16 protein-coding genes are annotated in these 25832 nt (G+C 42.0%); 2 read left to right on the top strand and 14 right to left on the bottom strand.

Annotated features, from left to right (window positions below):
* Nucleotides 1–71 precede the first annotated feature (71 nt).
* Nucleotides 72–1124, bottom strand: a complete 1053-nt coding sequence (locus tag L870_RS16270) for a lysylphosphatidylglycerol synthase transmembrane domain-containing protein (protein WP_242836467.1) — start codon at nt 1122–1124, stop codon at nt 72–74.
* A gap of 168 nt (nt 1125–1292) precedes the next feature.
* Complete coding sequence (locus L870_RS16265) at nt 1293–3002, bottom strand: putative bifunctional diguanylate cyclase/phosphodiesterase (RefSeq protein WP_051411320.1); 1710 nt, start codon at nt 3000–3002, stop codon at nt 1293–1295.
* Between the two features lie 230 nt (nt 3003–3232).
* Between L870_RS16265 and surE the strand changes: the two genes are divergently transcribed.
* On the top strand, nt 3233–3946 hold the full coding sequence (gene surE / locus L870_RS0101040; protein ID WP_028516528.1) for a 5'/3'-nucleotidase SurE: 714 nt from the start codon (nt 3233–3235) through the stop codon (nt 3944–3946).
* 133 nt (nt 3947–4079) lie between these two features.
* Here the strand turns inward: surE and L870_RS0101035 are convergent, their stop codons facing one another.
* Together L870_RS0101035 and L870_RS0101030 are read right to left on the bottom strand one after the other, a co-directional pair.
* A complete protein-coding gene (locus tag L870_RS0101035; protein ID WP_028516527.1) occupies nt 4080–5636 on the bottom strand; it encodes a hypothetical protein in 1557 nt (518 codons plus the stop codon).
* Nucleotides 5633–6226 (bottom strand): RNA polymerase sigma factor, encoded by a 594-nt coding sequence (locus L870_RS0101030; protein WP_028516526.1) that lies wholly within the window; start codon nt 6224–6226, stop codon nt 5633–5635. The genes L870_RS0101035 and L870_RS0101030 overlap by 4 nt, the downstream gene beginning before the upstream one ends.
* 342 nt (nt 6227–6568) lie before the next feature.
* Between L870_RS0101030 and L870_RS16260 the strand changes: the two genes are divergently transcribed.
* Nucleotides 6569–8908 (top strand): heavy metal translocating P-type ATPase, encoded by a 2340-nt coding sequence (locus tag L870_RS16260; protein WP_037270712.1) that lies wholly within the window; start codon nt 6569–6571, stop codon nt 8906–8908.
* Between the two features lie 138 nt (nt 8909–9046).
* Here L870_RS16260 and L870_RS0101020 read toward each other — a convergent pair whose 3' ends face one another.
* The 10 genes from L870_RS0101020 to L870_RS0100975 all read right to left on the bottom strand — a co-directional run bounded on the left by L870_RS0101020 (nt 9047) and on the right by L870_RS0100975 (nt 25651).
* Complete coding sequence (locus L870_RS0101020; RefSeq protein WP_028516525.1) at nt 9047–10003, bottom strand: TIGR03943 family putative permease subunit; 957 nt, start codon at nt 10001–10003, stop codon at nt 9047–9049.
* Between the two features lie 23 nt (nt 10004–10026).
* Nucleotides 10027–11154 (bottom strand): CobW family GTP-binding protein, encoded by a 1128-nt coding sequence (locus L870_RS0101015; RefSeq protein WP_028516524.1) that lies wholly within the window; start codon nt 11152–11154, stop codon nt 10027–10029.
* A gap of 113 nt (nt 11155–11267) precedes the next feature.
* The gene (gene fusA, locus L870_RS0101010; protein ID WP_028516523.1) at nt 11268–13352 is read right to left on the bottom strand and encodes an elongation factor G; all 2085 of its coding nucleotides are present in this window, start codon (nt 13350–13352) and stop codon (nt 11268–11270) included.
* 108 nt (nt 13353–13460) lie between these two features.
* Nucleotides 13461–15008, bottom strand: a complete 1548-nt coding sequence (locus L870_RS0101005; protein WP_037270709.1) for an oligosaccharide flippase family protein — start codon at nt 15006–15008, stop codon at nt 13461–13463.
* Between the two features lie 89 nt (nt 15009–15097).
* Nucleotides 15098–15991: a zinc ribbon domain-containing protein gene (locus L870_RS0101000; protein WP_278244591.1), complete on the bottom strand. Its 894-nt coding sequence runs from the start codon at nt 15989–15991 to the stop codon at nt 15098–15100.
* Between the two features lie 102 nt (nt 15992–16093).
* Nucleotides 16094–16840: a type 1 glutamine amidotransferase gene (locus L870_RS0100995; RefSeq protein WP_028516520.1), complete on the bottom strand. Its 747-nt coding sequence runs from the start codon at nt 16838–16840 to the stop codon at nt 16094–16096.
* Nucleotides 16837–18174 (bottom strand): Mur ligase family protein, encoded by a 1338-nt coding sequence (locus L870_RS0100990; protein ID WP_028516519.1) that lies wholly within the window; start codon nt 18172–18174, stop codon nt 16837–16839. The genes L870_RS0100995 and L870_RS0100990 overlap by 4 nt, the downstream gene beginning before the upstream one ends.
* Nucleotides 18175–18191: 17 nt before the next feature.
* On the bottom strand, nt 18192–23966 hold the full coding sequence (locus L870_RS0100985) for a DUF4011 domain-containing protein (RefSeq protein ID WP_037270707.1): 5775 nt from the start codon (nt 23964–23966) through the stop codon (nt 18192–18194).
* Between the two features lie 125 nt (nt 23967–24091).
* Nucleotides 24092–24967 carry a hypothetical protein gene (locus L870_RS0100980; RefSeq protein ID WP_028516517.1) on the bottom strand — a complete coding sequence of 292 codons (876 nt, stop codon included), beginning with the start codon at nt 24965–24967 and terminating at the stop codon, nt 24092–24094.
* A gap of 18 nt (nt 24968–24985) precedes the next feature.
* Nucleotides 24986–25651: an acyltransferase gene (locus L870_RS0100975; protein ID WP_028516516.1), complete on the bottom strand. Its 666-nt coding sequence runs from the start codon at nt 25649–25651 to the stop codon at nt 24986–24988.
* Nucleotides 25652–25832: the final 181 nt, after the last annotated feature.

Raw genomic sequence — 25832 nt, 5'->3', positions numbered from 1 at the left:
TCTAAATTGCAAGTATATTTGACAAAAAACCTTAAACAAAAAACTCCGCTATAAAGCGGAGCTGAACATTTTTATTCCTTATTTCTTTTTTTCTTTTTTAAACTGATAATACGATCGGCTAATGTAATAAATCCACCCACAAACAGTATCAGATAGAATGTAAGTCCTCTGTTTATAAGCATTGCAGGCTTTACAAGACCTGTACCAAATATTTCTGTAAAGGAGAGCAGAAAACACCCTTCTGAGATTCCCGCTGCTCCGGGAAGTGGAAGCATTTCAACAGCAACCGCTATCATTATCTGTATCGTTATAATATCTATAAACCTTGTATCCTCCATGCCGTAAGCCCTATAAACGATCCATGTCACAGAGAAAAGTAAAAGCCTTTGTACAGCCGTCAGAAAAAAAACTTTGAAAACTACCGATAAATTTTTCTTTATATAATCGGCACCCATAGCATATGTATCGCATATTCCTATAAGCTTTTCCGTATATTTTTCTTTATTTCTGCGTTTAAGCACCCTGATCTTTGTAAGAAGTCCCACGGCTTTGATACCGAGTGCCCTTGCCCAGATAGGTTTTATAAATATCAGTGTCAAAGCTGCAATAAACGAAAGATTAAGCACAAACCCAAGTACGATCAGCCATTTCATGTCTATAGCGTATTTAACGACTACATCGGAATTGAAAACCAAAAATCCAAGACCCATGAGAATAAGTACGGATTTGTATGCAATAGTTATAAGCAGCATTATCAGTGTGGAATAACCAATATTTATTTTATCCTTTTTCATATGGTACATCTGCACAGGCTGACCACCGGTTGAAGAAGGTGTTATATAACTGAAAAAAAATCCAATAAATGAATATTTCAGACATTTCAAAAAACTTATCTTCTGATTAAGAACCCTGAGCATATAGTGTATTATGACCGATTCACCGGAAACAAAAAGCAGTGCAGCAACTGCACCCAATGCTATCCACGCAGGTTTAGCCATACGTAGATCACGAATTATTTCCGTAAGCTCTTGTTCCTTGAAAATAACATGCAGTGTAAAGAACGTGATTACCAGAATAAGCCCTATATTCAACGCGTATTTGAGTATTTTTTTTATCAATGTCACCCCCACGCATAACAGGTTATTTGCTGAGTTACTCAACTTAAATTATAACACATCAAGTCATCTTTGTCAATACAAAACGTAATAACACAAATAAAAATAACAATAACAAATATTGCACATATAGCTCATTATTACGCTAAAACGCCTCCCTTTCGGGAGGCGTGATTGTTATGTATTGTCAGGTATTCCTGTTTCTACTATATAATGATGTACATTAAGACGGTTTTCAAATTCATCAAGCGGCAATGGCTTATCAAAGAAATATCCTTGTGCAAACAAACACTCATTATTTCTCAGTATCTCAACCTGCTTTTCAGTCTCAACGCCCTCTGCGATACATTCCATGCCAAGCTCTTTTGCCATGCCAACAACATATTTGAACATGACACTTCTTGTACTTTTTGAATTATCATCATCCAGAGGCAGGAAGGTGCGGTCAACTTTAAGGACATTCCATGGTATCTCTCGTATAAGATTGAGCGACGAGTATCCCATTCCGAAATCATCAACAGATGTACAGATACCAGCCTGCTGAAGCCCGCTTACGACACGTTTGAGATCACGGAATTCCACGTCTGTTGTAGTTTCGGTAAGTTCAATCTCAATATATTTATGAGGCACATTATTCCTGTCAACGATCTCAATTATATGATCAAGAAGATCAACGTCCATCATATGCTTTCTTGAAAGGTTAACCGAGACACGGACAACTTTACGTCCTTCGTCAAGCCATCTGCGGATATCCTTGCAGACATGATCAAGCATATAAAAATCCAGTCGGCAGATATCAGTATTATATTCAAGAACAGGAATAAACTCCAAAGGAGGTACTATCTTGCCGTCTCTGAACCATCTGCAAAGAGCTTCAGCTCCAATAAGTTCACCTGTCTGAATATCTATCTTAGGCTGATAGAACACCTTAAACTCTTCATTTTTAAGAGCAACAGGAAAAAGCTGCTGTATTTTCATACGCTTTTCCTTGCTGATCTCCATTTTATCATCAAAAAATACGATACTATCCTTACCGCCAACCTTTGCAGTCTGACATGATGTCAGGATCCTATCCATTATATCTCCCGGATTTTCAAATACATAGTCATCTTTCATGCGAAAAACGCCTGTACTTGCAGAAACAAGAATACGCTTCTGATTGTCGCTGTCATAAACTACAGGAACTCCTTTTAATATGGGAAGGATCTTATCGAGCAGTTCATCTTCAAATACCAATACGAAATTATCACCGCCGACACGGCATACTATTCCCCTGTCGCCTACTATTTTATCTATCATATTGAAATAGTTACGCATAACGATATCTCCGTTATTTCTTCCTATCTCACGATTGATAAGAGTAAAGTGGCGCAGGTTATAATAAATAGCGGTATGTCCGCTCAGGATGCCCTTTTCATTAAGTTTTTCAAGGTATCTTATGAAAGCTCTGACATTACCGTATCCGTATTCATCATAAAAAGCAAATCTCTCGATTACGCACTGAAGCCTGTAGCGGCTTACAAAGCTTAAAACTGTACGCATAACGAGATCTACTCTTTTCAGATCCTCATCTGAAAGCGGTTCTAACTTTTCGCTTCTGTATGCACTGCATTTAACAACAGCCATAGTTTTGGTGACAATACGCCTGCTGATTATTTCCACACCGCCTTCACCATTATCATAACCAACAAAAACATCACCCTTGTTCATTTTTTCGTTGCTTACACTTTGGTAAAATTCGGTTATACCCTTTGATATATTAAAGAATTTACACATATCAGCAAGTGCACTTTTGATCTTATCAAAATCAAAAGTATCAACATCTGTCATTGCATATAGCAAAGTGTCGAATAAACTATAATATTCCAATAATTTTTCATTTCCCATTATAAACACTCCAACCAAGTAATTTATTGAGAAAAAAACCTTCCCCTTATGCATTATTATATCACATTTTAGCCTTGAATTCAAGTTCCATTTTATTTTTTTTATTAAATTTCTTTAAATCATAAATATTATTAAAGTGATAATATAAAAACTTTCGGTGTTAACAAATACTTGTGTTTTTTATACTTACATTGTATAATAATAATGTATTTTACTTTGGAGGATATTATATGCGTATTCTTATAACAAATGATGACGGCATAAATGCAAGCGGTATTATAAGACTTGCCAAAGCAGCCAAAGAGCTCGGTGAAGTATGGATAGTTGCCCCTATTGAACAGCGCAGCGCAGCTTCACACAGCATTTCACTGCATAACCATATTGATGTATACCCACATGATTTTCCTTTAAACGCTGTTAAAGCCTTTTCATGCAGCGGCACACCTGCTGACTGTGTTCGTATCGGCATTCTAAATATTATGCCATGTAAGCCTGATCTTGTACTTTCAGGACTTAATAACGGCTATAACGTTGCCTCTGACATACAGTATTCAGCTACCGCAGGTGCTGCATTTGAAGGAGCTTTTCAGGGAATAACATCTATTTCACTCTCGGAAGAAGCAGACAAGCTGCACGAAGTTTCAGCCAAATATCTGCAAAAAATACTTTCTGAACTTTCTTACGAAAAACTCGGATACGGCCAGATATTCAATGTAAACTTTCCCGGTTGCCGTCTGTCGGAATGCAAAGGCATACTTAAAGACAGAAAGGTCTCCCACGGTATGTTCTTTCGTGATCACTACATAGAGCTTGCCAAGCTCGAAAACGGCGGTACAAGGCTTATGGTAGAGGGAGATTACAATGAAGATGCCGAGCCTGATACTGATTTTAGAGCTGTTGTGGACAAGTATATTTCTATCAGTGTCGTCAACAACATAAACTGAAATAAGCATTCCATGACATTACAGCCTGTCAGATAGTTTTCACAGCGACAAAAAACAGCCCTTCAACAGAAGGGCTGTATCTGAACTTTCTTTTGTAATTCAGCTTAAACGTCAGCGAGTTACCGTAAACTGATCATTGATTTTTTTCTCTTAGCTCTTTTTCTCTTGTTTTTTGTACTTCATATACATTCAAAGATTCTTCTGCCTGTCTCGCTATCTCCGACTGTATATCGGCATTAATATTATCTTCTGAATAATCGGTATCAAAGCCGATATCATTACTGTGGATCTTTAAAGTCTTATCGCTGCCTGCTATTTTTATGCCAATATACGGATCGCTGTAAGAAGAATACATAAGAAAGCTTACGCCTGAAATATATATCTTCATACTTTTCTTTGAAGCGGCATAAGCAGGTGTATCAAGCACACGTTCACCGATATATCCATCATCACTTTCAGAGGTGAACTTGTTGATTCCAAAAGAGTCGCCAAAATTATCCAACACGCTGTTGTCACTTTCATTATTGTCAATAAACTGAGTGAACTGCTGTAATTCAAAATTATCCATCGCGTAATCACCGTTAGGATAGTTCTTAATTTCCAGATGATCCGAACCACCGTCCAAAATATCTTCACCTACATTGGCATATGGTTTATAATAGCTCAGAGAACTGCCATTTCTTTCGTCATACAACTTACTTGTAAAATATTTTTTACGCTTGAACAAAGAATGATCTTCCTTAGGCATCACTGATTTACCATTAAAATAAACAGAACAGTTCCACAGATCTTTTTCATCAGGCATTTCAAATAAATAGCGTTGACCTGAATCTTCGTCAATTGCTGTAACTGCTATATCATAGAAATAATTACTGTTATCATTGATATAGTTACCGTACAATACCTCGGTGTGAAGCAGATTTACGCTATCATTATACTTAAATAAATGATCGTACATAAAAGAAGCGGCCATTACTTTCTGATCGTCACTGTCAAGAACATCATCTCTTTTACTTCCGAAGAATTCTTTGTTAACTGTGTACTTTGTCAGGTTGTCATCTAAAACTTCTGTGACTCCAACCTTTTCAAAATCTTCATCAGTAAACTTTGCCTTCGATTCTGCTGCGGCAAGTATATTGTTTTTGTCGTAATCGCCTGCATATTCAACTGCATATATCTGATTTGTCGGCAAATCGTTGTACATTCTTATATATATACGTACATTGATATCATCTTTATCATCTTCATAAAACGGACATCTGTAATACGGCGTATATAAAACGTCCTTTTCGATGTATTCTTTTAGCGGCATATCATATATTTTATATGTGTGTTCAAAGTTTTCCTCTGATATTTCCGCTAATATCGATCTATACCTGCTATCGTCATTTTTGCCGATATTTGAAATGAATTCCTGTACGAATGCTGTCCGAGGGAGTATTCCCACAAACAATGCCACTGCCGCAGCAATTGCTGTCCATTTGAGAACAGGCACTGTTTTTCTTCTGCCAGTAACGTTTTCAAGGTCACTTACGGTAAACTCGCTGTCGCAAAAATCCGAATCTGTCTCAGGAAAAGCTCTTGAGGAGATCTTGTCAAAGCAGTCTACGGAAGATGAAAGCTCATTCATCTTGTTCTTCAGCAGCTTCTCAAATTCCTGATCTCCCACTATATCATTTTTCTTCTTCACTGATCCTCACCTGCCTTTTCCTGTAAAATGGATATTGCTTTTTTATACCTTGATTTCGCGGTCGTTTCAGGACACTTCATTACCTTTGCTATCTGCCTGAAGGTAAGTTCTGCACAGCATTTCAGAATGACTGTTTCTCTTTGCTTATCATTTAAATGCTTGAGAAGCTGATTTATGTAAATACTGTCCTCGACAGTCTTTTCCGCTTCACCGTAGCTCTGTAGTATAAAATTCGTTATCTCTTTCTTGTATCTTCGGCGAAGCTCAAATGCAACGTTGCGCGCTATTGTGATTATGAATCCCCTGCCGTCTCCTTTTTTTGAGGAAAAACGTTTCACCTGCGTAAGCCTTACAAAGGTTTCCGTAACGCAGTCCTCAGCAAGATGATAATCGGAAGTTATTCCGAAAGCAACGGCAAATACCATATCCTTGAACATGACATAAAGCTTGCTGAGGCTTTCCTTTGATGTCCTGCAGCTTATTATCAGTTCATTTATAGTATTATCCTCTTCTGATAAAGTATTTGTATTAGTAAAAGAAGTAAGAATTGTTCCGTCACCCCCGCTGAAATAATTCATATCGGCATTCATCGTATCACTCCTTTTCGGTTTCCGGAGGCAGGGATATTTCCCGACTTGCAAGCTCCTCCGAAGCTCCTGTGAAAGCTTTCACCTATAAGTGTTTTCAGAAGCCAAAAAAGACGAAAAAAACTGAAAAATTTTTCATTATTGTTAGCAATTCAAAACTTTAATGCCTTTCAATTTTTATTTCGCGTTAATCCGAGTTAACAAAAGCTGCTTCATAATACAGAAATTATACCATCTATCATGAAAAATTGCAAGAAAAGCTCTCAACCTATTGACAAATGGTTCATAGTATGATATATTAAACACATGAACAAGTATTCATATATTAGAAAGGACGGTGACTATATGGAGAAGATGTTTTCGATATCCAATCTTGACTGCGCTCATTGCGGCGGCAAGATAGAAGAGGCCATTAACAAGCTTGAAGGTATTGAATCTGCGGTTTTAAACTTCCCCATGAAAAAGTTCAAGATAAAGGGTGAACTTACTGACGAACTTATCGCCGAAATTAATAAAGTTGCATCATCAATAGAAGCAGGAGTTGTTATCTCCCCTATCGAAAAAGAAGAAAAATCCCACTCACATCATCACCATGACCATAATCATCACTATCACGATGAAGAATGCAGCTGTGGTCACGACCATGATCACCATCACGATGAAGATTGCAGCTGTGGTCACGAACATAAGCATCATCATCATGATGAGGAATGTGGCTGCGGTCACGAACATAAGCATCATCACCATGATGAGGAATGTGGCTGCGGTCACGACCATGAGCATGAACACGAAAATACTCATTCCCACGAACATACGCACGATCACTCTGAAAGTCACGAAAAGCTTTCAAAGGAGATCTTCACGATCATAACAGGTGTAGCAATTTTTGCAGCGGCTGTTATCAGCGGCAAATTTCTCGACGTAATGCCGCTTACTATCGTACTATACATTGCAGCTTATCTTATTCTCGGCTTCAACGTTTTAAAAGCAACTGTCAAAAATCTGAAAAACAGGAATTTCTTTGATGAAAACTTCCTTATGACAATTGCAACTATAGGCGCATTTGCCCTCGGTGAATACGCAGAGGCTGTGGGAGTAGTTCTTTTCTTCCGTATCGGTGAGCTTTTCGAGGATTACGCCGTATCACGCAGCCGTAAAGCAATAACCGATGTTGCAGCTTACAAAGTAAAAGAGGCCGATGTGCTTGTAGACGGTGAATTCAGACGAATTGATTCAGATGAGATCAAGATTGGAGATATACTACGAATAAAACCCGGTGAAAGAATAGCCGCTGACGGAATAGTTGAGTCCGGAGAGTCGAAAATAGATACTTCCGCAGTAAACGGCGAACCTGTTCCGCTTACAGTCCGTAAAGGAGATAAGCTGCTGTCAGGATGCATAAACCTTTCAGAAACATTTACACTGAAAGCCACAGCTGCTGCTGACGACTCTATGATATCAAAAATAGCACAGGCTGTGGAGGACGCTTCGGCTGAAAAGCCTCATATCGACCGTTTCATTACTCGTTTTGCAAAGGTATATACACCAATAGTTATCACAATAGCACTCCTTACAGCGATAGTTCCCTCAGTTATAACAGGTGAATGGAGCAAATGGGTATATTCCGCACTGACATTCCTTGTTATCAGCTGTCCCTGCGCACTTGTCCTCAGCGTACCTCTTGCGTACTTCTCAGGTATCGGGGCAGCTTCAAAGCTTGGCATACTATTCAAGGGCGGAAATGCCATTGAAGCACTTGGAAAGGTCAAGACCATTGCATTTGACAAAACAGGTACACTTACAAACGGATGCTTTACCGTTACAGGCATTCTCTCATACGGAAGTATGAACAATGACGAACTTCTTACTATATGCGGCAGCTGCGAACAGTATTCAACTCACCCTGTTGCAGAAAGTATAGTTGAATACTGCCGTGAGCACGGTACAAAGCTTACAGAAGCTGAAAAATCTGGAGAAATAGCAGGACGCGGCGTTACAGCTGTTATCGGCGGAAAAAGTATTCTCTGCGGCAACGAGCGTCTGATGTCCGAAAACAATATCACCGTCAATGATAACGATGTACCTCTCGGCAGTGTTGTATATATTGCTATTGACGGCAAAGTTGAGGGCAGAATAACTGTTTCCGATATTGTGAAGAAAACCTCAGCAAATGCGATAAAACAGCTTAAAGCTATGGGAGTCAAAACAGCAATGCTCACAGGCGACAAGGCAGAAAATGCTGCTGCCATAGTCAAACAGCTTGGTATTGACAGCGGAAAAGGTGACCTTCTCCCTGACGGCAAGCTTAAAGAAATAGAAAACCTGCGAAAGGCATACGGTGCGGTAATGTTTGTTGGTGACGGCTTCAACGACGGACCCGTTCTCGCAGGCGCGGATGTAGGCGGTGCAATGCAGAGCGGCTCTGACCTTGCACTTGAAGCATCCGATGCAATATTCATGAATTCCGAGCCTGACGCTGTAGTCAGAGCAAAGAAAATTGCCGATAAAACTCTTCGCATTTCTATGGAAAATATCATCTTTGCACTTGCAATAAAGGCTGTTGTCCTTATTCTCGGACTAATAGGACACCCGAATATGTGGCTCGCTGTTTTTGCAGACTCAGGAACAGCCATGCTGCTTATCCTCAATTCAATAAGGGTGCTCAATACTAACAAATATAGATAACTTATCTTATTATCCTGCTGAGCCAAAGTTGTAATGTGCGTTTTAAACATAATCTTTCCATATGTTAACATTATTTTCAACACCATGTTGAATACTATGTTAAAAGTAATGCTCCCTTGTGAAAGGGAGCATTTTTTATCAATAGAATGTAGCAACAGGCTGTTCGGGAGCTTCTGCTTTTCCATAGCCCTTAACATAGAGCACAGGACCTTTGCCGCGGTAAAGCTTGTGCTTCTGAACGCTTATCTTGCCTGTAATGGTTATCCACTCTTTATTTGGCGGCTCATTGCCGCTGTCGTCCTGAGCGACCAGCCAGCAGTACTGGATATCCTCGACACAGCAAGTCATTATATGGCGGCCTACAGCATAGGTATTCTCGGGAAACTTGGAATTTTTGGCAGTAAGTGCTTTGAAAGTCATGGTCTTGCCGTCATACTTCATTGGCTCGTCCATGATATCACGGTACCAGAGAGCGAAGTCCTTGTCCTCAATAGTTATCTCGTCAGCCTCAACGTCAAAAGGAAGTGGATCTTCAATATCATCATATGCAACTCTTCCGTCAGAGTACTCATAAACTATCTCAGCTCTCCTGCTTACCCCCCTTACGATCTTGTGGAATTCGTTAGGATCAAAGGACTCTTCAAAACGGTTAAAGCATACCATTTCGGTATTGTTGAACTTATCGACAACAAGGCTTCTCATATTTGCATTGTAGTTCATAAATGTAGTCGCATCTACAAAGCACATTACCTGTGCAATGGTAGTTTCGTCTGGCATAGCCTTGAAAAACTCGTCCATAGTCCACATACCGTTGTATTCAACAACTATACGTTCAGCTCCGCTTTCTTTCAGCAGCTTTGTAAAGTTATCCTCAGTAAAATCCGATTTATCATCTATTACCTTGATAACGATATTCTTCTTGGGCATCTTTGAGACGTCAAACTCCTCAACACCTTCCTCACATACGAGAAGAAGAGTTTTTTCGCCCTTATTAAAGCGTTTGTCCTCAAGTGTTTCCTGTATAAACTTTGTCTTTCCCGACTCAAGAAAGCCAAGAAAGAGATATATAGGTATCAATTCGTCCTGATTAGGCACGTTTTACAGCTCCTTTCGGTATTTCAGGCTTTGAAAAGCTCTGCAATAGCTTCCTCGTTTATCTTTGAACCGATAACACAAAGTCTGCCAATAGTGCTTGCACTTCCTGTACGCACATCAGGTACTCCGGGAACGTAATCATAGTGTATCCACTTTCCGTCAGCACCTGCAACGATTCCCTTCGCACGGAGTATCATGCCGTATTTTGATTCATCACCCAGAGCATTGAGAGCATTTGTGATCTCTTCGGGAGTATAGGCTCTTGTAGTCTCTCTGCCCCAGCTTGTGAATACATCGTCGGCATGATGATGGTGATGATGCTCGTGATCATGGTCATGATCGTGGCAGCCGCAGGTACAGTCAGGACCGTGATCGTGATGATGCTCATGTTCATCGTGATCGTGATGGTGCTCATGCTCTTCGTCATCATGGTCATTGTGATGACAGTGTTCATCGTGATCATGGTGATGGTGCTCATGCTCATCTTCATCATGATCGTGATGATGATCGTGATGTGCAGCCTCTTCAAGGAGCTCCTTGAGTTCGTCATCAAGTGTGTTCTTCTGTGTCATAGCGTCAACAAGCTGTGCGCCTGTAAGCTGATCCCACTCAGTAGTAACGATAGGTGCAGCAGGATTTTTCTCACGGAGGCTCTTTACACAGTCATCAAGCTTATCCTGTGAAAGTCCGCTTGTATGGCTTAGTATGAGACAGCTTGCATATGTTATCTGATTATCAAAGAATTCACCGAAATTCTTCATATACATCTTATACTTCTTAGCGTCAACAACTGTAGTAAAGCCATCAAGCTCAACATCGTGTGCATTGATATTCTGTACTGCACGGATAACGTCGCTGAGCTTACCAACGCCTGATGGCTCAATAAGGATACGGTCAGGAGCATAGTCAGCAAGTACCTTTTCAAGTGCCTTGCCGAAATCGCCCACAAGACTACAGCAGATACAGCCTGAATTCATTTCGGTTATCTCTACTCCTGCGTCCTGTAAGAAACCGCCGTCAATGCCTATCTGACCAAATTCGTTCTCGATAAGTACAAGCTTTTCACCCTTGTATCCTTCCTGTATGAGCTTCTTTATAAGAGTGGTCTTTCCGGCACCGAGAAAGCCCGAGAAAATAGTGATCTTTGTCATTTGAACAACACTTCTTTCATAAAAATAGTTCAAGCTATATTATATCACATTGACAAAAATAAATCAACCCCCATTATAACAGAAAGGCTGCCGTTTAAACGGCAGCCTTATAATTATGCTTCTTCAGCTCCTACTGCTGAGATAACCTCTGTAAGAAGATTTGCAGGAAGCTGCTCATATCTTACGAAATCAAGTGTGAAGCTTCCGAGACCTCTTGTAGTCTGACGGAGATACATTGCGAAATCATGCATCTCACGCATTGGAACTTCTGCCTGTATAACAGTATTTCCGCTGCCAACAGGCTCCATACCGAGAACTCTGCCTCTTCGCTTGTTGAGTTCGCCCATGATATCACCTGTATTATCATCAGGAGCAACTACTTTAAGCTCGCCGATAGGTTCAAGCATTACAGGATCAGCCTGTCTCAGACCTTCCTTATATGCAATGGATGCAGCTGTCTTAAATGCCATTTCCGAAGAGTCTACAGGGTGATAAGAACCGTCTACAAGTATAGCCTTAAGACCAACTACAGGACAACCAGCAAGAACGCCCTTCTTAACGCTCTCTTCAAGTCCCTTCTGCACTGCGGGGAAGTAGTTCTTAGGTACAGCACCACCGAATATCTTCTCCTCAAAAACAAGAGTATCGCTTACGCATGGCTCAAATTCTATCCATACGTCACCGAACTGACCATGACCGCCTGACTGCTTCTTATGTCTTCCCTGTACCTTTACCTTCTTACGGATAGTCTCCTTATAAGCTATCTTAGGTACTGTAAGATTCACCTCAACTCCGAACTTGGACTTGAGCTTAGCAGCAGCGACTTCGATATGCTGCTCGCCGAGACCGCTGAGTATCTGCTCCTTTGTGGTATCGTCCTGCTCATATGTCAGAGTAGGATCCTCCTCGATAAGACGCTGCATACTTGATGAGATCTTAGCCTCATCTCCCTGTGCCTTAGCCTTTACAGCCATTGAATAGCATGGTCTCGGGAATTCCATATTTGCAAATTCTATAACTCTCGAAGAGTCTGAAAGTGTATCCCCTGTATTTGCGGATATCTTTGAAGCTACAACGATATCGCCTGCATACGCAGTCTGTACTTCTGTCTGCTTCTTTCCGCAGAGAGTATAAAGTTTGCCTATTTTTTCGGCGTTTCCTGTGGTTGAGTTAACAACTTCACAGTTAGCAGAAAGCTTGCCTGACATAATTCTTATAAATGACATCTTGCCTACAAAAGGATCGGCAACTGTCTTGAATACAAATGCTGAGAGAGGATCGTTAACATCACATTTTACCTCTGTAACGTCCTTTGTTGCTGTATATGCTTCAGCAGCATATACCTCATTAGGTGACGGAAGAAGAAGCTCGATCTCCTTGAGAAGCATATCTATTCCTGCAAGATCAGCAGCTGATGTGCATACAACAGGTGTGATGATACCTCTGTTCATACCGTCATGGATACCGTCTATAAGCTCCTTCTGAGTGAAAGCCTCACCCTCGAAGAACTTCTCCATAAGCTCCTCAGAAGTTTCTGCAACAGCCTCTGAAACAGCGGCAACAAGTCCGTCAACACGGTACTCAAATTTCTCTGATATCTCTGCTGTAGGCATTTCTGTCTCAATAGCATTGCCCTTAGCGTCGTATTTATAGCACTTCATCTCAATGAGATTTACATATTCAACGATCTGTCCGTTGCTGATAACAGGAACTACTACAGGGCAAACTGTAGGACCGAATACTGTTTTCAGCTCTGTGAGTACATTGAAGAAGTTAGCGTCCTTGTCATCTATCTTCGTAACAACGAACATCTTTGACTTGCCCTGTTTTACAGCTTCCTCGTATGCCTTTCTCGCGCCGACCTTTACGCCGGATTTTGCAGAAACGGTTATCATTACTGTATCGGAAGCTCTGATACCTTCGATCATTTCGGCTGCAAAGTCGAATAATCCGGGTGTATCAAGCAGATTTACTTTAAGATCATTATATTCAAAAGAAGCAAGAGAAGTGCCTATTGAGATCTTTCTCTTGATTTCCTCAGGATCGTAATCGCAAACTGTTGTGCCGTCAGCAGTCTTGCCGAGACGGTCGGAAGCCCCTGCCTTGTAAAGGATTGCCTCTGCAAGAGAAGTTTTTCCTGAGCCGTTATGGCCTGCAAATGCTATGTTTTTGACCTTGTTTACATCATATTCTTTCATGGTAAAGTTTCTCCTCTTAAATGGTTTATCCGCTTTAGATGTACGGCATAACAATATTATAATTCATTAATAAAAAAATTGCAATACTAACAGAAAATTTTCTACATTTTACAATATACAGCTATCCATATATTGTGCACTATCAACAATTTCACCTTCTCCTGTTTTATCAATTAGGCGAACTTTTCCCAATGAGCAGAAAATGGTAAAATAAGCAGTCCCCCAGACAGCTGTATAAACCGTCATTGAAAAAATGTTATTTATCGGTATATTACAGATACCGAGGCATAATTCTGCTGCTTTCATGGTAACGAATGCAAGTATAACAGGCAGAAGGAATGTTCCACAAATGTTCCGTCGTGCTCCCGTAGTTTTTGTTACCTTGACGAAACGAGCACAATTGCCAAAAGTATTGCTTGCATAGTAGGATATAACAATTCCGTAAAATCCGATATGGGGTATAAGGATAAGCACGGCAGCTATTCTTATAATGTATTCGGCAAGATAATTCATTGATGAAAAGCCTTGCAATCCCATACCTTTTATAATTGCTTCAAGCACTATCTCCATATATATAAATGGTATAACAGGTGCAATAACCGTTATCATTCTGCCTGCCAGCTCTCCGCCGCCGAGAAGCTCTCCTATATGGCAGCCAAAACGCATAAGGACTGCCGCCGCAAAGACTGAAAACATCAGCGTCCATGACTTTATTTTTTCGGTGAGAGCTTTTATTCTTGCTTTATTGTTTTCTGCATTTGCCTTTGCTGCTTCACTTACTATTATACCCGACATTGAACACAGTACGACCGACGGAAAAAACAAAGTCGGTATGACTATAGCTTCGAATATGCCAAATTTGCTGAATGCATCACCTGCCGAATCACCGTACTGCCTGAGACATATGGGTATAAGAGCATCATTCGTACTGCTAAGAACTGACGTTAGTACACTTCCGCCCATTATCGGAAATGAAAGAGCAGCATATCTGCGGAATGTAATGCTGCATCTTCCTCGGCAAATTTCATGCATCTTCATATAAGCTGTACCAAATATTGCAAGTGAAACGCCATTTCCTGCTATTATTCCAAGTATCATTATCCTGCAAATCTGATCTTCTGTTGAAGCCCCTGCTGTCAGCGTCATGGAAACTATCACCGCACACCGAATTAGAAATTCAATTATTTCCCCCACTGCTGTTACTGCTGCTTTGCGACAGGCGTTGAAATAGCCCTTCAGGCAAGCAGAAACAGCTCCTGTTATAAGTGCAAAAGGCATTAGACGCAGTGCGTTCGTCAGGTGTGCTCCACTGAAAAATCGAAGGCTAATGATCTCAGCAAATAATACCACCGCTGCTGAGACAGTTACACTAAGAAAAAAACATAGCCTTATACCATATGAAAGTATCCTTTTAGGATCGCCGTTCTTTCTGCCAAGTTCCTCGGAAACAAGACGGCTTATGCACAAAAATGCGTTGCCGTTTGATAAAATCCCCGCAAGGCCAAGAAAAGAACCTATAAGACTGAGTATCCCTATTGCGGAAGTTCCAAGCTGTTTTGTGATAAATATATTGAGCAGCAGAGCTGCCATATCAAGAAACAGCTGCATTCCCGTCAGCAAAAACGTATCGCGTAATATCTTACTTTTTAATATCATAGTGGCCTCCAAAATGTACTTCTACATTTTATGGAGAAACAAACCGAAAAATGACAAAACGGACAACACACGCTGTCCGTTAAATTACATCATCTCTTTTTATAAAGCAGCAATTCTGGCTCTGCACCGTCTTTTCCGTAAGAAGATACAAGCAGGAAATCCGCGTTTGCAAGTATTCCGAAGCAACGTCCGTCGCCGTGCTCGCTTTCAAGCTGATTTCCGAGGTATGTTGCACTGTCGTCAAGAAGCTTTATCACACTGCCGTTAGACATAGGATAGGCAATATTGACATATGCTCCAACCAGGGCATTCAGCTTTTCCACCTTTGGCATACCATTGATATTCAGTGCATTGAATTCCTCAATAAGCTGCTTCTTGAAAAGTTCAAACTTGCCGCCGTCCTCAAGCTCCTTATGATTTTTCCAGTAACTGAGCTTCGGCAGCATATCCTTCATATATTCACGAGCCTGTTCCTCAGTGAAGCCCTGCCCAGCCATATGCTTTACACATATATCAATAAGATCGTCCATATTATGATAGGTATACTGACCGTCAGCATAGCACCATTTGCAGTAATCCTCGTTGAATGAACCGTCCTTTTCCTTGCTTATCAGAGAGTTCTCAAGTGGCATTCCGCAGCACTGACACACAAGCTTTCTCGGTGAGCCCAAAAGCTCGTTTATGGAAACATCAAATAGCTGCGACAGAAGCTTCAGTGTTTCAGTATTAGGGATAGTACCGCCTGTCTCCCAGCGCGACACAGCCTGTCGTGTAACAAAGACCTTTTCTGCAAGCTCGTCCTGAGACATTCCGTGTTTAGTCCTGAGTTCAAGTATTATATTTTTGGTATCCATTATCATCACCTCTGATGTCATTATAACATATCTGCCGTCAAAATCAAGCAACTGTCTGTTGCCCTTGTAAGTCATTAGCTTGTAGAGAACGGCGCCCTCGCCGTTCCATGAAGCACCGTTACATAACAAATGGGACGTCGAGGACGCCGTCCCCTACAGAATGTTTCAGGCTGCATATTCAAATCTGTCCACGAAAGCGGACACGATTAATTATGAATTACGCATTATGAATTATGAATTTTTAAGAAGTCTGTCCAGCATTACCTGCCTGCATTCTTTTTCGAGAGTATCGTCAAGAGCTTCGATAGCAATATGCTCTGACTCTCCCCTGTTTACGCAGTATTCTATCATGTAATCGGATATTTCAGGGTTTTTTGAAAGACATGGTCCATGAAGATAAGTTGCGATGACATTCTTTTCACAATATCCTTCAGCCTCACTCTTGGAGCAGTTTCCGTTTCCGTAAAGAACCTTGCCAAACGGAGCTTTCACTCCCTGAGTCTGACCGCCGTGATTCTCAAAGCCTACTACCTTTACAGGCTTTCCCGTGAGCTTGGTCTCAATGACGATATTGCCGATACAGCGCTTTCTGCGGCTGTTGGGAGCTACAGTGAAATAGTCAAAAAGTCCGAGTCCTTTTATATCGTTGCCGTCAGCATCACGATAGTATTTTCCCATGAGCTGATATCCGCCGCATATGAGGAACAGAAATGTGCCATTCTTATAAGCTTTTACAATGCCGTCTTTGCATTTGAGCAGGTCGGCGGAAATATGCTGCTGTTCAAGGTCAGCGCCGCCGCCTATATAAATAAGGTCATAGGAGCTGAAATCAGGCATTTCCGAGTCGATGGAATACTTGTCTATCTGACACTCTATACCACGCTTTTTGCATCGGAACGCCATGACCTCCATGTTTCCGCTGTCACCGTAAAGATCAAGCATATCGGCATACATATGAAGAATTTTTATTGTTTTCATTTGTTACCTCCATGCTTTGCGATATAGCGTTTAAGCGCACTTCTTGTAGGCTGTACAGCCGTATAGTTTGCGATTATGAACTTTCTGCTCTCTGTACTTGCAAGCTCCTCGACCGCCTTGTCAAGATCGGGACGAACAACTATCTTCGCAGGATCATAGCCTGCTGTCTTTATTCTAACAGCAATGTCATATGCTCTTGTACCCGATGTAACTACTCGTGAAACACGTTCAAAGATGCTGAAATTTATATCGTAGATCCAAGAAACGTCAAGTCCGTCCGCAACATTATCGTTGAGTACGAAAAGAAGCTCTTTTTCTCCGTTCATTTCGTTCATTACACGAAGAGTCATATTTGCTCCGACCGGATTTTTAGCGAGATTGAGAGTTGCCTTGCTATTTCCAAGCATGAAATTTTCCATACGTCCGTTTTTGACAGTATAGCTGTTGATAACTTCGTCGGTTATCTTCTGGTCAATGCTGTAGAGCTTTGCTGCTGACGCAACTGCGGTCATATTGTAGACATTGTAGATACTGTTCAGCTTTGGTGAATAGGTATGACCATCAGCCGTAAATACGGGCTTTTCAAGGTCAATATCCTTTGCTGTGATGTAAGGCTCATAATCTCCGAAACCGCACTTCTTACAGATGAACTTTCCGATATGTGAATACTGATAGTAATCATACTCCAATGTTTCACCGCAGAATGGGCAGAAACGTCCCTCAGAGGCTTCAAATATCTTCTTTGTAGCAAAAGCATATGGCTCTGCGTGGAAGTATCTTACATTCTTGTTCTTGGGATTGGCTCTTCCAAGACGAGCTGTATTCGGGTCGTCACCGTTGAGAATAAGATTGCCCTCAAATGTCTTGCAGAAGCCGTTTATTTTCTGGATAAGGGTTTCCATTTCGCCGTTTCTGTCAAGCTGGTCGCGGAAGAAGTTCAGTACCACAAGTGTATCAAGCTTTAGCTGAGAATACACCACAGGTACATGAGACTCGTCTGTTTCAAGTATAAGGTAGTCAGCCCTGACCCTACCTGACATATCACAGTATTTCAGCAGCATGGAGCATATTCCCGTATCAAGGTTGTTGCCTTCTTTGTTTATGATGATCTTCTTGCCGCTTCGTTCAAAAAGCTGAGCTATACAGTTAGTGACGGAGGTCTTTCCGTTGGTGCCTGTTATTGCTATTATAGGGCACTCAACCTTGAACATGGAAACTGCCTTATGCCGTGACAGGTGCCACAGCACAATACCGGGCAGATTTCCTGCATTGCGGTGCAGAAGCTTCAAAAGCTTTACTATTATTTTTCCAATAATTATGAGAAGTCGTTTCAATTTCGTCCTCCATATTTTTAGTTTCCTGTGTAGGTCACTCTGCCATCCTCGGCAAAGCCTACCCAGCCGCGGTTCTTAGCCGCCTTTATGCCAAGAGCTACAGACGTTTCGAGAGTACCTGTAATTCTTGTAAATCCGAAGAGATGTGCTACCTCACGGAGCAAGTCCTCACGAGCCATAGCTACCTGTCGTAACATTATCGCTTTTATTCCCACTGCTATCTCCTCAGGAGCTACCTCGTCGATATCACGCTTTTCATCGCTGTTATATACAGTTCTGCACTTGTCATATGCCTCCGGAGACTGCTCCTTCAGCCATGCATACTCGTTTTCTCCTGCTGTCGTTACCTGTGCATCTGAATTTTCAAAAGCTTTATCGAAAAGTGCCTTCATATTTGCTCCCGGACGTGATATGCCCCAGCATGAAAATGTCTTTTTAGCAAGTGTTTTCTTGTTCATCGGAGCTTCGGCAGTAAGTATATCGTTTATACACTTGGTTATCTTAGCAGTACTGCTTTCGTTGAAGTTTTCGGAAGTTCCCAGAGCTTTTATCTTGAATGACTTGAACTCGTCGAAGCTCTCGGAAAAGCTGCTTACTTCTTCTGTCTCAAACACGATCTCCTGCTTCTTCTTTTCCTCTGCTTTCGGAGCAGCCTGAGGGTTACGATATCTCACAATCGCACCGTCTATCTCAGCCTTTATCTTACTGAGTACTTTTTCCTTATTGTCAAGCCAGTCTATGATATAAACGCTCATAACGTTCCAGCCCAGTCCCTTGAGTACGCTTGGCTGCGAAAGAGTTCTGTCGCTTGCTGTACCATTGTGGAAGTTTGCTTCGTTGCCGCAGTTTATACCCATAATGTAAGTATCAGGCTTATCGGGATTTACTACTGCAACATCTACCTTATAGTCAGAGCAGCCAACACTGCATCTGCACTCATAACCGAGCTTTCTGATCTCTTCGGCTACTACTGTCTCAAAGCCGTCAGAGCTGCCCCTTGAACCAGCTCTTACAGGAAGTGCACTTCTTCCCTTTGCGGCAAATTCAAGGAAGCCCTTGAGCCCCTCAACACCGTCGGAGCGTGTACGTGAAAGGTCTATCATATCTGGAGTGATAACGGAGAATACAATCATCTGACACTTTGAACGTGAGATAGCGACGTTAAGACGTCTCCAACCGCCGTCACGGTTAAGAGGACCGAAGTTCATTGATACCTTGCCGTCCTTGTCAGGACCGTAGCCGATAGAGAACATGATAACATCACGCTCATCCCCCTGTACATTTTCAAGGTTCTTGATGAGGATAGGCTCATACATCTCATTTGCGTATTCTTCAAGCTTAGGGTCATCGCGGTATGCGTCCATGAGAAGGTCGTCAATGAGATTCTGCTGAGGCTGACTGAATGTTACAACACCTATGCTGAGCTTTCTAAGCTTTTCATCTCTAAGTCTGCGGCATATCTCCTCTACAACTGCCTGTGCTTCTGCCTTGTTGGTGCGTGTAGAGCTCTTGTCATAGTAACCTTCAACGTGTACCCAACTTACCTCGGATACCTGATCGTCAGGCGACGGGAAAGTATAGAGCTTGTTCTCGTAATACTTTGAGTTGCTGTAAGCAATAAGGCTCTCATGGCGTGAACGATAGTGCCAGAGCAGATGCTTCTGAGGCATAGAAAGTGCGAGACAGTCGTCAAGTACGCTTTCAAGATCTTCCTTCTCGTAGTTCTCCTCGTCAACCTGATTTGAAGCAAAGAAGCTTGTAGGCGGAAGCTGCTTCGGGTCGCCGACAACTATAACGTTCTCGCCCCTTGCAATAGCTCCTACAGCCTCGCAGGTAGGAAGCTGTGAAGCCTCATCGAATATAACAAGGTCAAACTTAGGATATGACGGGTCTATATACTGAGCTACGGAAATAGGGCTCATAAGCATTACAGGACACATTCTGCGGAGCAGATTAGGTATGCTGTCAAAAAGCTTTCGTATGGACATCATTCTGCCGTTTGACTTTATTGCCTTTTGAAGAATTCCTATCTCTGAGCTGTTTACGGAGCTGCCGGGAGTAGGTATCTTTGCAGAAAGATCGGCTGCAAGCTCCTTGATAGAAAGTGTAGAGAAATCGTCGAGGACTTCGCCGAATTTTCTGATAGTCTCCTCAAAGAGAGTACCCTGAAAACGTGATAATACGCTGTTTCGGGAAATAGTGCTTGTTACCATAGCTTTGCTTATATCACTGTCGAATGCACCGATAAGCTGTTCTGTCGGCACATCGCCGTTCATGTAAGCATCGGCAACATTGCCTATGCCAAGCTCACGGAGCTTATTGCATATGGTAACAATACCTGTCCATTCCTTTAGCTGTGGAAGAGACTCAATAACCGCATCTGCTTTCTGCTGAGCGTCAATTCCCCAGCTTTCGCCTGTTATGAGCTTGTCTGTATTTATACCAAAATTGCTCCTTAGCTGAGATGATACATTCTCCAATGCTGCGTAATCAACAGATATCTTCGATGTATCACTGCTGACTCCGTTAGTCAAGCTCTCACAGAGCTTCTGCTTTATTTCGGGAGCAAATGACGAAGCTGACATTCTTTCGCCAAGCTCAGATGAACGTGCAACGCACTTCTCAATGCTGATCCAGTCGGCATTTTCATCAAGCTTAAATGAGCCGAAATACTTCACAAGCTCAGGCTGAGCGGAAGATACCTGATCTTTAAGAGCATTGAAATGGTTTATCTTGTCATAATACTCGGTGATATTGGACTTTGTGACCGTTGACGACGATTTGGCATGAGCGGAAAGCTCCTTGACAAGCTTCTTGCTGCCTAAAGCCTTTCCTATGAGCCATTTGCTCTGCGCAGTTTTCCATCTTACAAGAGCATCGCTTGCATTATAGCCGAGGACAGAAGGCTCAAACTTTGTGAGGAGCTCGTCTTTCGCCTGTGAAAGCTCCTTACCTGTATTTATAATCCCCTGTGCCGACTCCTTGAAGCCGTTCCAGCGGCTGTCACCGATAATATCGGGAAGAAGCTGGTCTCCGCCAGATGCAGCGGTAAGTATTTCTGCGGCAAGCTTGCACTGCTCAAATGTCATTTCGCTGCTGCCTGTAAACGCAGCAAGCTGCTGTGTGTCGCTCTGAGCAGCGGTAAGAGCTGTTTTCAGCTCTCGGAGCTTTGCCTCCATAGCTCCCCTTGTTTCGGGAGTGCATGAAGTAAGCTCGCATACTCCGAGAGCCGTTGTAGTAACGTCACCGAACTCTCTCCCTGCCGCAGTAAGGCTTTCGAGAGTCTCACGCCATACAGAATAAGATGTTTCGCTCATTGCGTCGATCTGTTCATTGGTAAATGTGAATTTACCGCCATAGCTGCTGTTCTTTTCATATCTTACAGCTGCATCATACATTGAGCAGCCGAAATTACGCTTTTTATGTATCTCCTCCATTGTACTGTTGAGTTCTTTGCGCATTTCGGATATCTTGTCAGCCTGAGCCTTGTATTCGGCAGGCTTTTTGATGCGTCCCACATTTAAAGTCTCTTCAAGCTGCTTGAGAACAGCACGTTTCTGTGCCTTATTGGAATGGAGCTCAATACAGAAAGGTCCCAGACCGACCTTGTTAAGACGCTTCTGAACAACGGATAGAGCTGCCATCTTTTCGGCTACGAAAAGTACAGATTTTCCCTGATACAGCGCACTTGCTATCATATTAGTGATTGTCTGTGACTTACCGCTTCCGGGAGGTCCGTGAAGAACGAAGCTCTTGCCCTGAGATGCAGCATATACAGCCGCAAGCTGCGATGAATCAGCACTCAGCGGCACTACAAGGTCAGAGGGTGCTACTTTGTTATCAAGATCAAGAGGAGATATGTACAGGTCATCGCCTGCCCATTCAGTCTTGCCTGAGATAAGACTTGCAACGACCTTATTCTTTGCCAGCTCGTCAGCACGGTTGCGGATATCGTTCCACATGATGAAACGATTAAAGGAGAACTGTCCTATGAAGGCATAATCAACGATATCCCAGCGCGGCTGAGACATTATCCCCTGACGGATAGTGTTGAATATTATCTGCAAGTTTACGCCGTTTTCGTCCTCGGGAACAGGATCAAGACCATTTATATCAATACCGAAGAACTGCCTCAGCATCTCAAGCATGGTTATATTCACCTGCGTATCCTCATCACGCATACGGATAAGATAGGTCTTTTCCTGTACCTTTCTGATTATATCTATAGGTACGAGTACAAGAGGTGCATAACGAGGCTTATCACTCTTATCAGTCTCATACCAGCGCAGGAAGCCAAGTGCAAGATATATGGTATTTACACCGTTTTCTTCAATACTTACTTTAGCCTGTCTGTGGAGCTTTTTCATTACTTTTTCAAGGTCTGTCTCACTCATGAACGTCCTCAGACGATGGCTCTTAAATTCAGACTCTGAAATGGAAGTAATAAGGTCACGGTCATTCTCTATTTCGTATATCTTACTGTCGGACATCTGTAATGTAGTATCATTTGGCATGGACATGACCTTGAAGTCCTCGCCCTTGGATATCTCGTCCTCAAGTACTCCAAGGTCACTTATCATCAGCTGTACGCTCATAGCTGACGGACGGAAATTGAGCAGACTGTTTCTCAGACTGAGGTCAAGAAGCTTTCTCTCCCATATCACCTGTTTCGTGACCTCTTTAGCCTCACCGCCCGCAATAGCCTGACCGATAATATCTATTTCATTGGGAGCAGATGTTATCTCAGATTTTTTACGCTCACCGTAGTCAACTGCCTTGAATGCACCGTTTTCGTATACTCTTGCAGGTACGGGGCGTATTCCGCTTGAACGGGTACGGCTTATATCTATTGCAAAGAAGAACTTGGCTGCATCATCAAGATGACCTGCTGCGTGCTTCTCGGCGCTGTCGAAGTCTGTATTCTTTCCTGCAACAAAATCTGTACACTCAACTGCACATACAGCATCTATACCGTGAGCTATACGCTTTGTAACAGCGGACATATCATATTGCAGACAATCGGAGAAGGTCTCGTTATCCAGCCAACAGGCTGCAAAAGCGTGCCCCTGCACAAGAACTATCATAGGGTTGAGTCCTGCTGCTTCAAGGCATGAACAATAAAGCACTGACAGATCAAGACAAGTACCCTGCTTAATTTCAAGCACAGTATCGGGCATACGTATGCGCTGAGACTCCTCAAAGCTTGCAGGCGGCATGGCATAGGCTATGTTCTGTTCCTGTAAGGCTGCATATATCGCGCCCATCTGCTGCTTTACTATATTCGGATTCTTTGTCTGATAACCAGTAAATGCAGGATCACCGCACCATTTTTTCAGATACGTGCCTGCAACAGACATTATCTCCTGAACCTTCGGGTGATTGGGACTTACAAAAGCTGCAACAGTCTCGGGCATGAAATTTATGCCTGACCACTGATCATAGGCAAGAAGTTCTATGCTGCTTGTCTCCGATGCAATTACTTCTTCGCCCTGAAGTGCTTCTATGGTAACGCTTCCAACAAGCTTTTCAGTAAGACTGAAAAGATAATCGGAAAGCATGATAATATTTATCGGAACTATCTCTACAGGCTGTGCAGGCAGAAGATCAATAGGAGCTGATTCAAATACCTTTGCGAATTCAGGCTCAAAGCTTATCCTCAGTCTGACATTTTTAATTTCCTCATCGGAATTATTTGTCATAACGATATTTCTGAATACAGGGACATAATTCTGCTGCATTGCAAAATTGATCTGAGCGGTCATATTGCCGCTGAAAGTGATTTTATTATCCATACAGTCCTCCATTCTGCCTTTAGCGGTGTAAAAATACTACTTCTATGATACCACATTTTGCTGTATTTTACAATATTTACAGCAAAAAAAATCAAACAAAAAAGCTGCCCGAAGGCAGCTCTGTGTTATCTTTGTGCGTAAACTCTTATATTATGTCCGCCGTTTTCTATGAAATCAAGCCCGTCAGCGGAGAATACGCCTTCAAAGTCAATGAATTTCTTATCATCGGCTTCTACGATCCACTCCGAACCTTCAAAGCTTGCAGTTACTTTTCCGTCGGGAGCGATATTGGTTACCTGACCAATAGTTATAAAGCTGGACTTCTTTCCCATCTGGGGCTCATATTCAAAAACAGCCTGCAAATCGCCGTGATCTCCTACGTCCTCAACAGTGAGCTTTATAGTATTGTCACCTGTATCAGGGGAATAGATGCCGTCATAATTGTTTATAAGATAAGTGAGATCAGCACCTGCTGATTTTTTCAGCTTTATTTCATAATCATCTGATTCAAGCGTACCGTTTTTAACATCAAAAACGGCCTTGAATTCAATTATATGATATGTTTCAGGCTTTTTCTCCCATTCTGCACCCTTAAAAGTAACTGTTACAATATCATCATTGTCGGATTTTTCAACAGTACCTTCCATATGATAGCTTCCTGTAGGTACACCCGGATTTGCAGGATCTTCATGAAACGAGAACAATGCCTGTATTTTACCTTCTTCATCAGTACCGAATACTGAAAAATCAAGTCCTGTCAGTCCCTGAGTTGCTACATAAGTACCGGAATATGTACTTACAAGCTCCTTGTACTCTTTCTTAGCAGCAGTAGCAACTTCGGTAGTCGTCTCAGTTGTGGTAGTCGTTTCTGTAGCAGTTGTTGTTACTGTAGTTGCCTGTTCTTTGAGATAATCGTCACTGTTATTGTCGGAGCAGGCAACTGTTATTGTAAGTGCAAAAGCAGCTGTCATAATGACAGAAGCAAGTATCTTTCTTTTCAAATCCAACGCCTCCGAATATCAGACTTTGTGGACAATGACTCCGCCTGTCTTGTAAATGCTGTCAGAGGGTATAACTCCCCTCACACAGCTTGTAGGGTAAATATTTGAATTCCTGCCGATAACAGTACCGGGATTCAAAACGCTGTTGCAGCCGACTTCAACGAAGTCACCAAGCATTGCACCGATCTTCTTTATTCCTGTTTCGATCTTTTCATCGCCCGACTTGATAACTACATTGGTCTTGTCAGACTTAACGTTTGATGTAATAGAACCTGCACCCATATGTGACTTGTAGCCGAGGATACTGTCGCCAACATAATTATAATGAGGTGTCTGAACATTATCAAAAAGGATAACATTTTTAAGCTCTACTGAGTTTCCAACAACACAGTTCTCTCCCACAAGTGCGCTTCCTCTTATGAATGCGCCGTGACGCACCTCTGTGCCTGCACCAATAATGCATGGTGAACCGAGATAAGCTGTTGAAAATACCTTTGCTGTCTTGTGTACCCATACGTTTTCTGACGGGTTATCATATTCATCGGGACTCAGAGTTGCTCCGAGTTCGATAATAAAGCTGCTTATTCCCTTTAAAGCTTCCCAAGGGTATGTAAAGCGGCTGAGATATTCCTTTGAAGCTGTATGAGTAAGATCATACAATTCTGATATTTTTACGCTGTCCATTTGTATCAACTCCTGAAAGTTCATAAATATTGCAAATATTATTATACTATCCATTTGCCATGATGTCAAGGAAATATGACAAAAACACTGCTTATTCGCAGCTACTTTACAATTTCGTAAAAATATGGTAAAATATAATTTGCACTTAATGGTGCGTTAGCTTTTGCACAGAGTTTGTGCG

The organism is Ruminococcus flavefaciens ATCC 19208 (genome assembly GCF_000518765.1).
GTDB classification, from domain to species: domain Bacteria; phylum Bacillota; class Clostridia; order Oscillospirales; family Ruminococcaceae; genus Ruminococcus; species Ruminococcus flavefaciens.
Note: the sequence above shows the minus strand (reverse complement) of the source record. Positions and strands in the feature narration are given on the sequence as shown.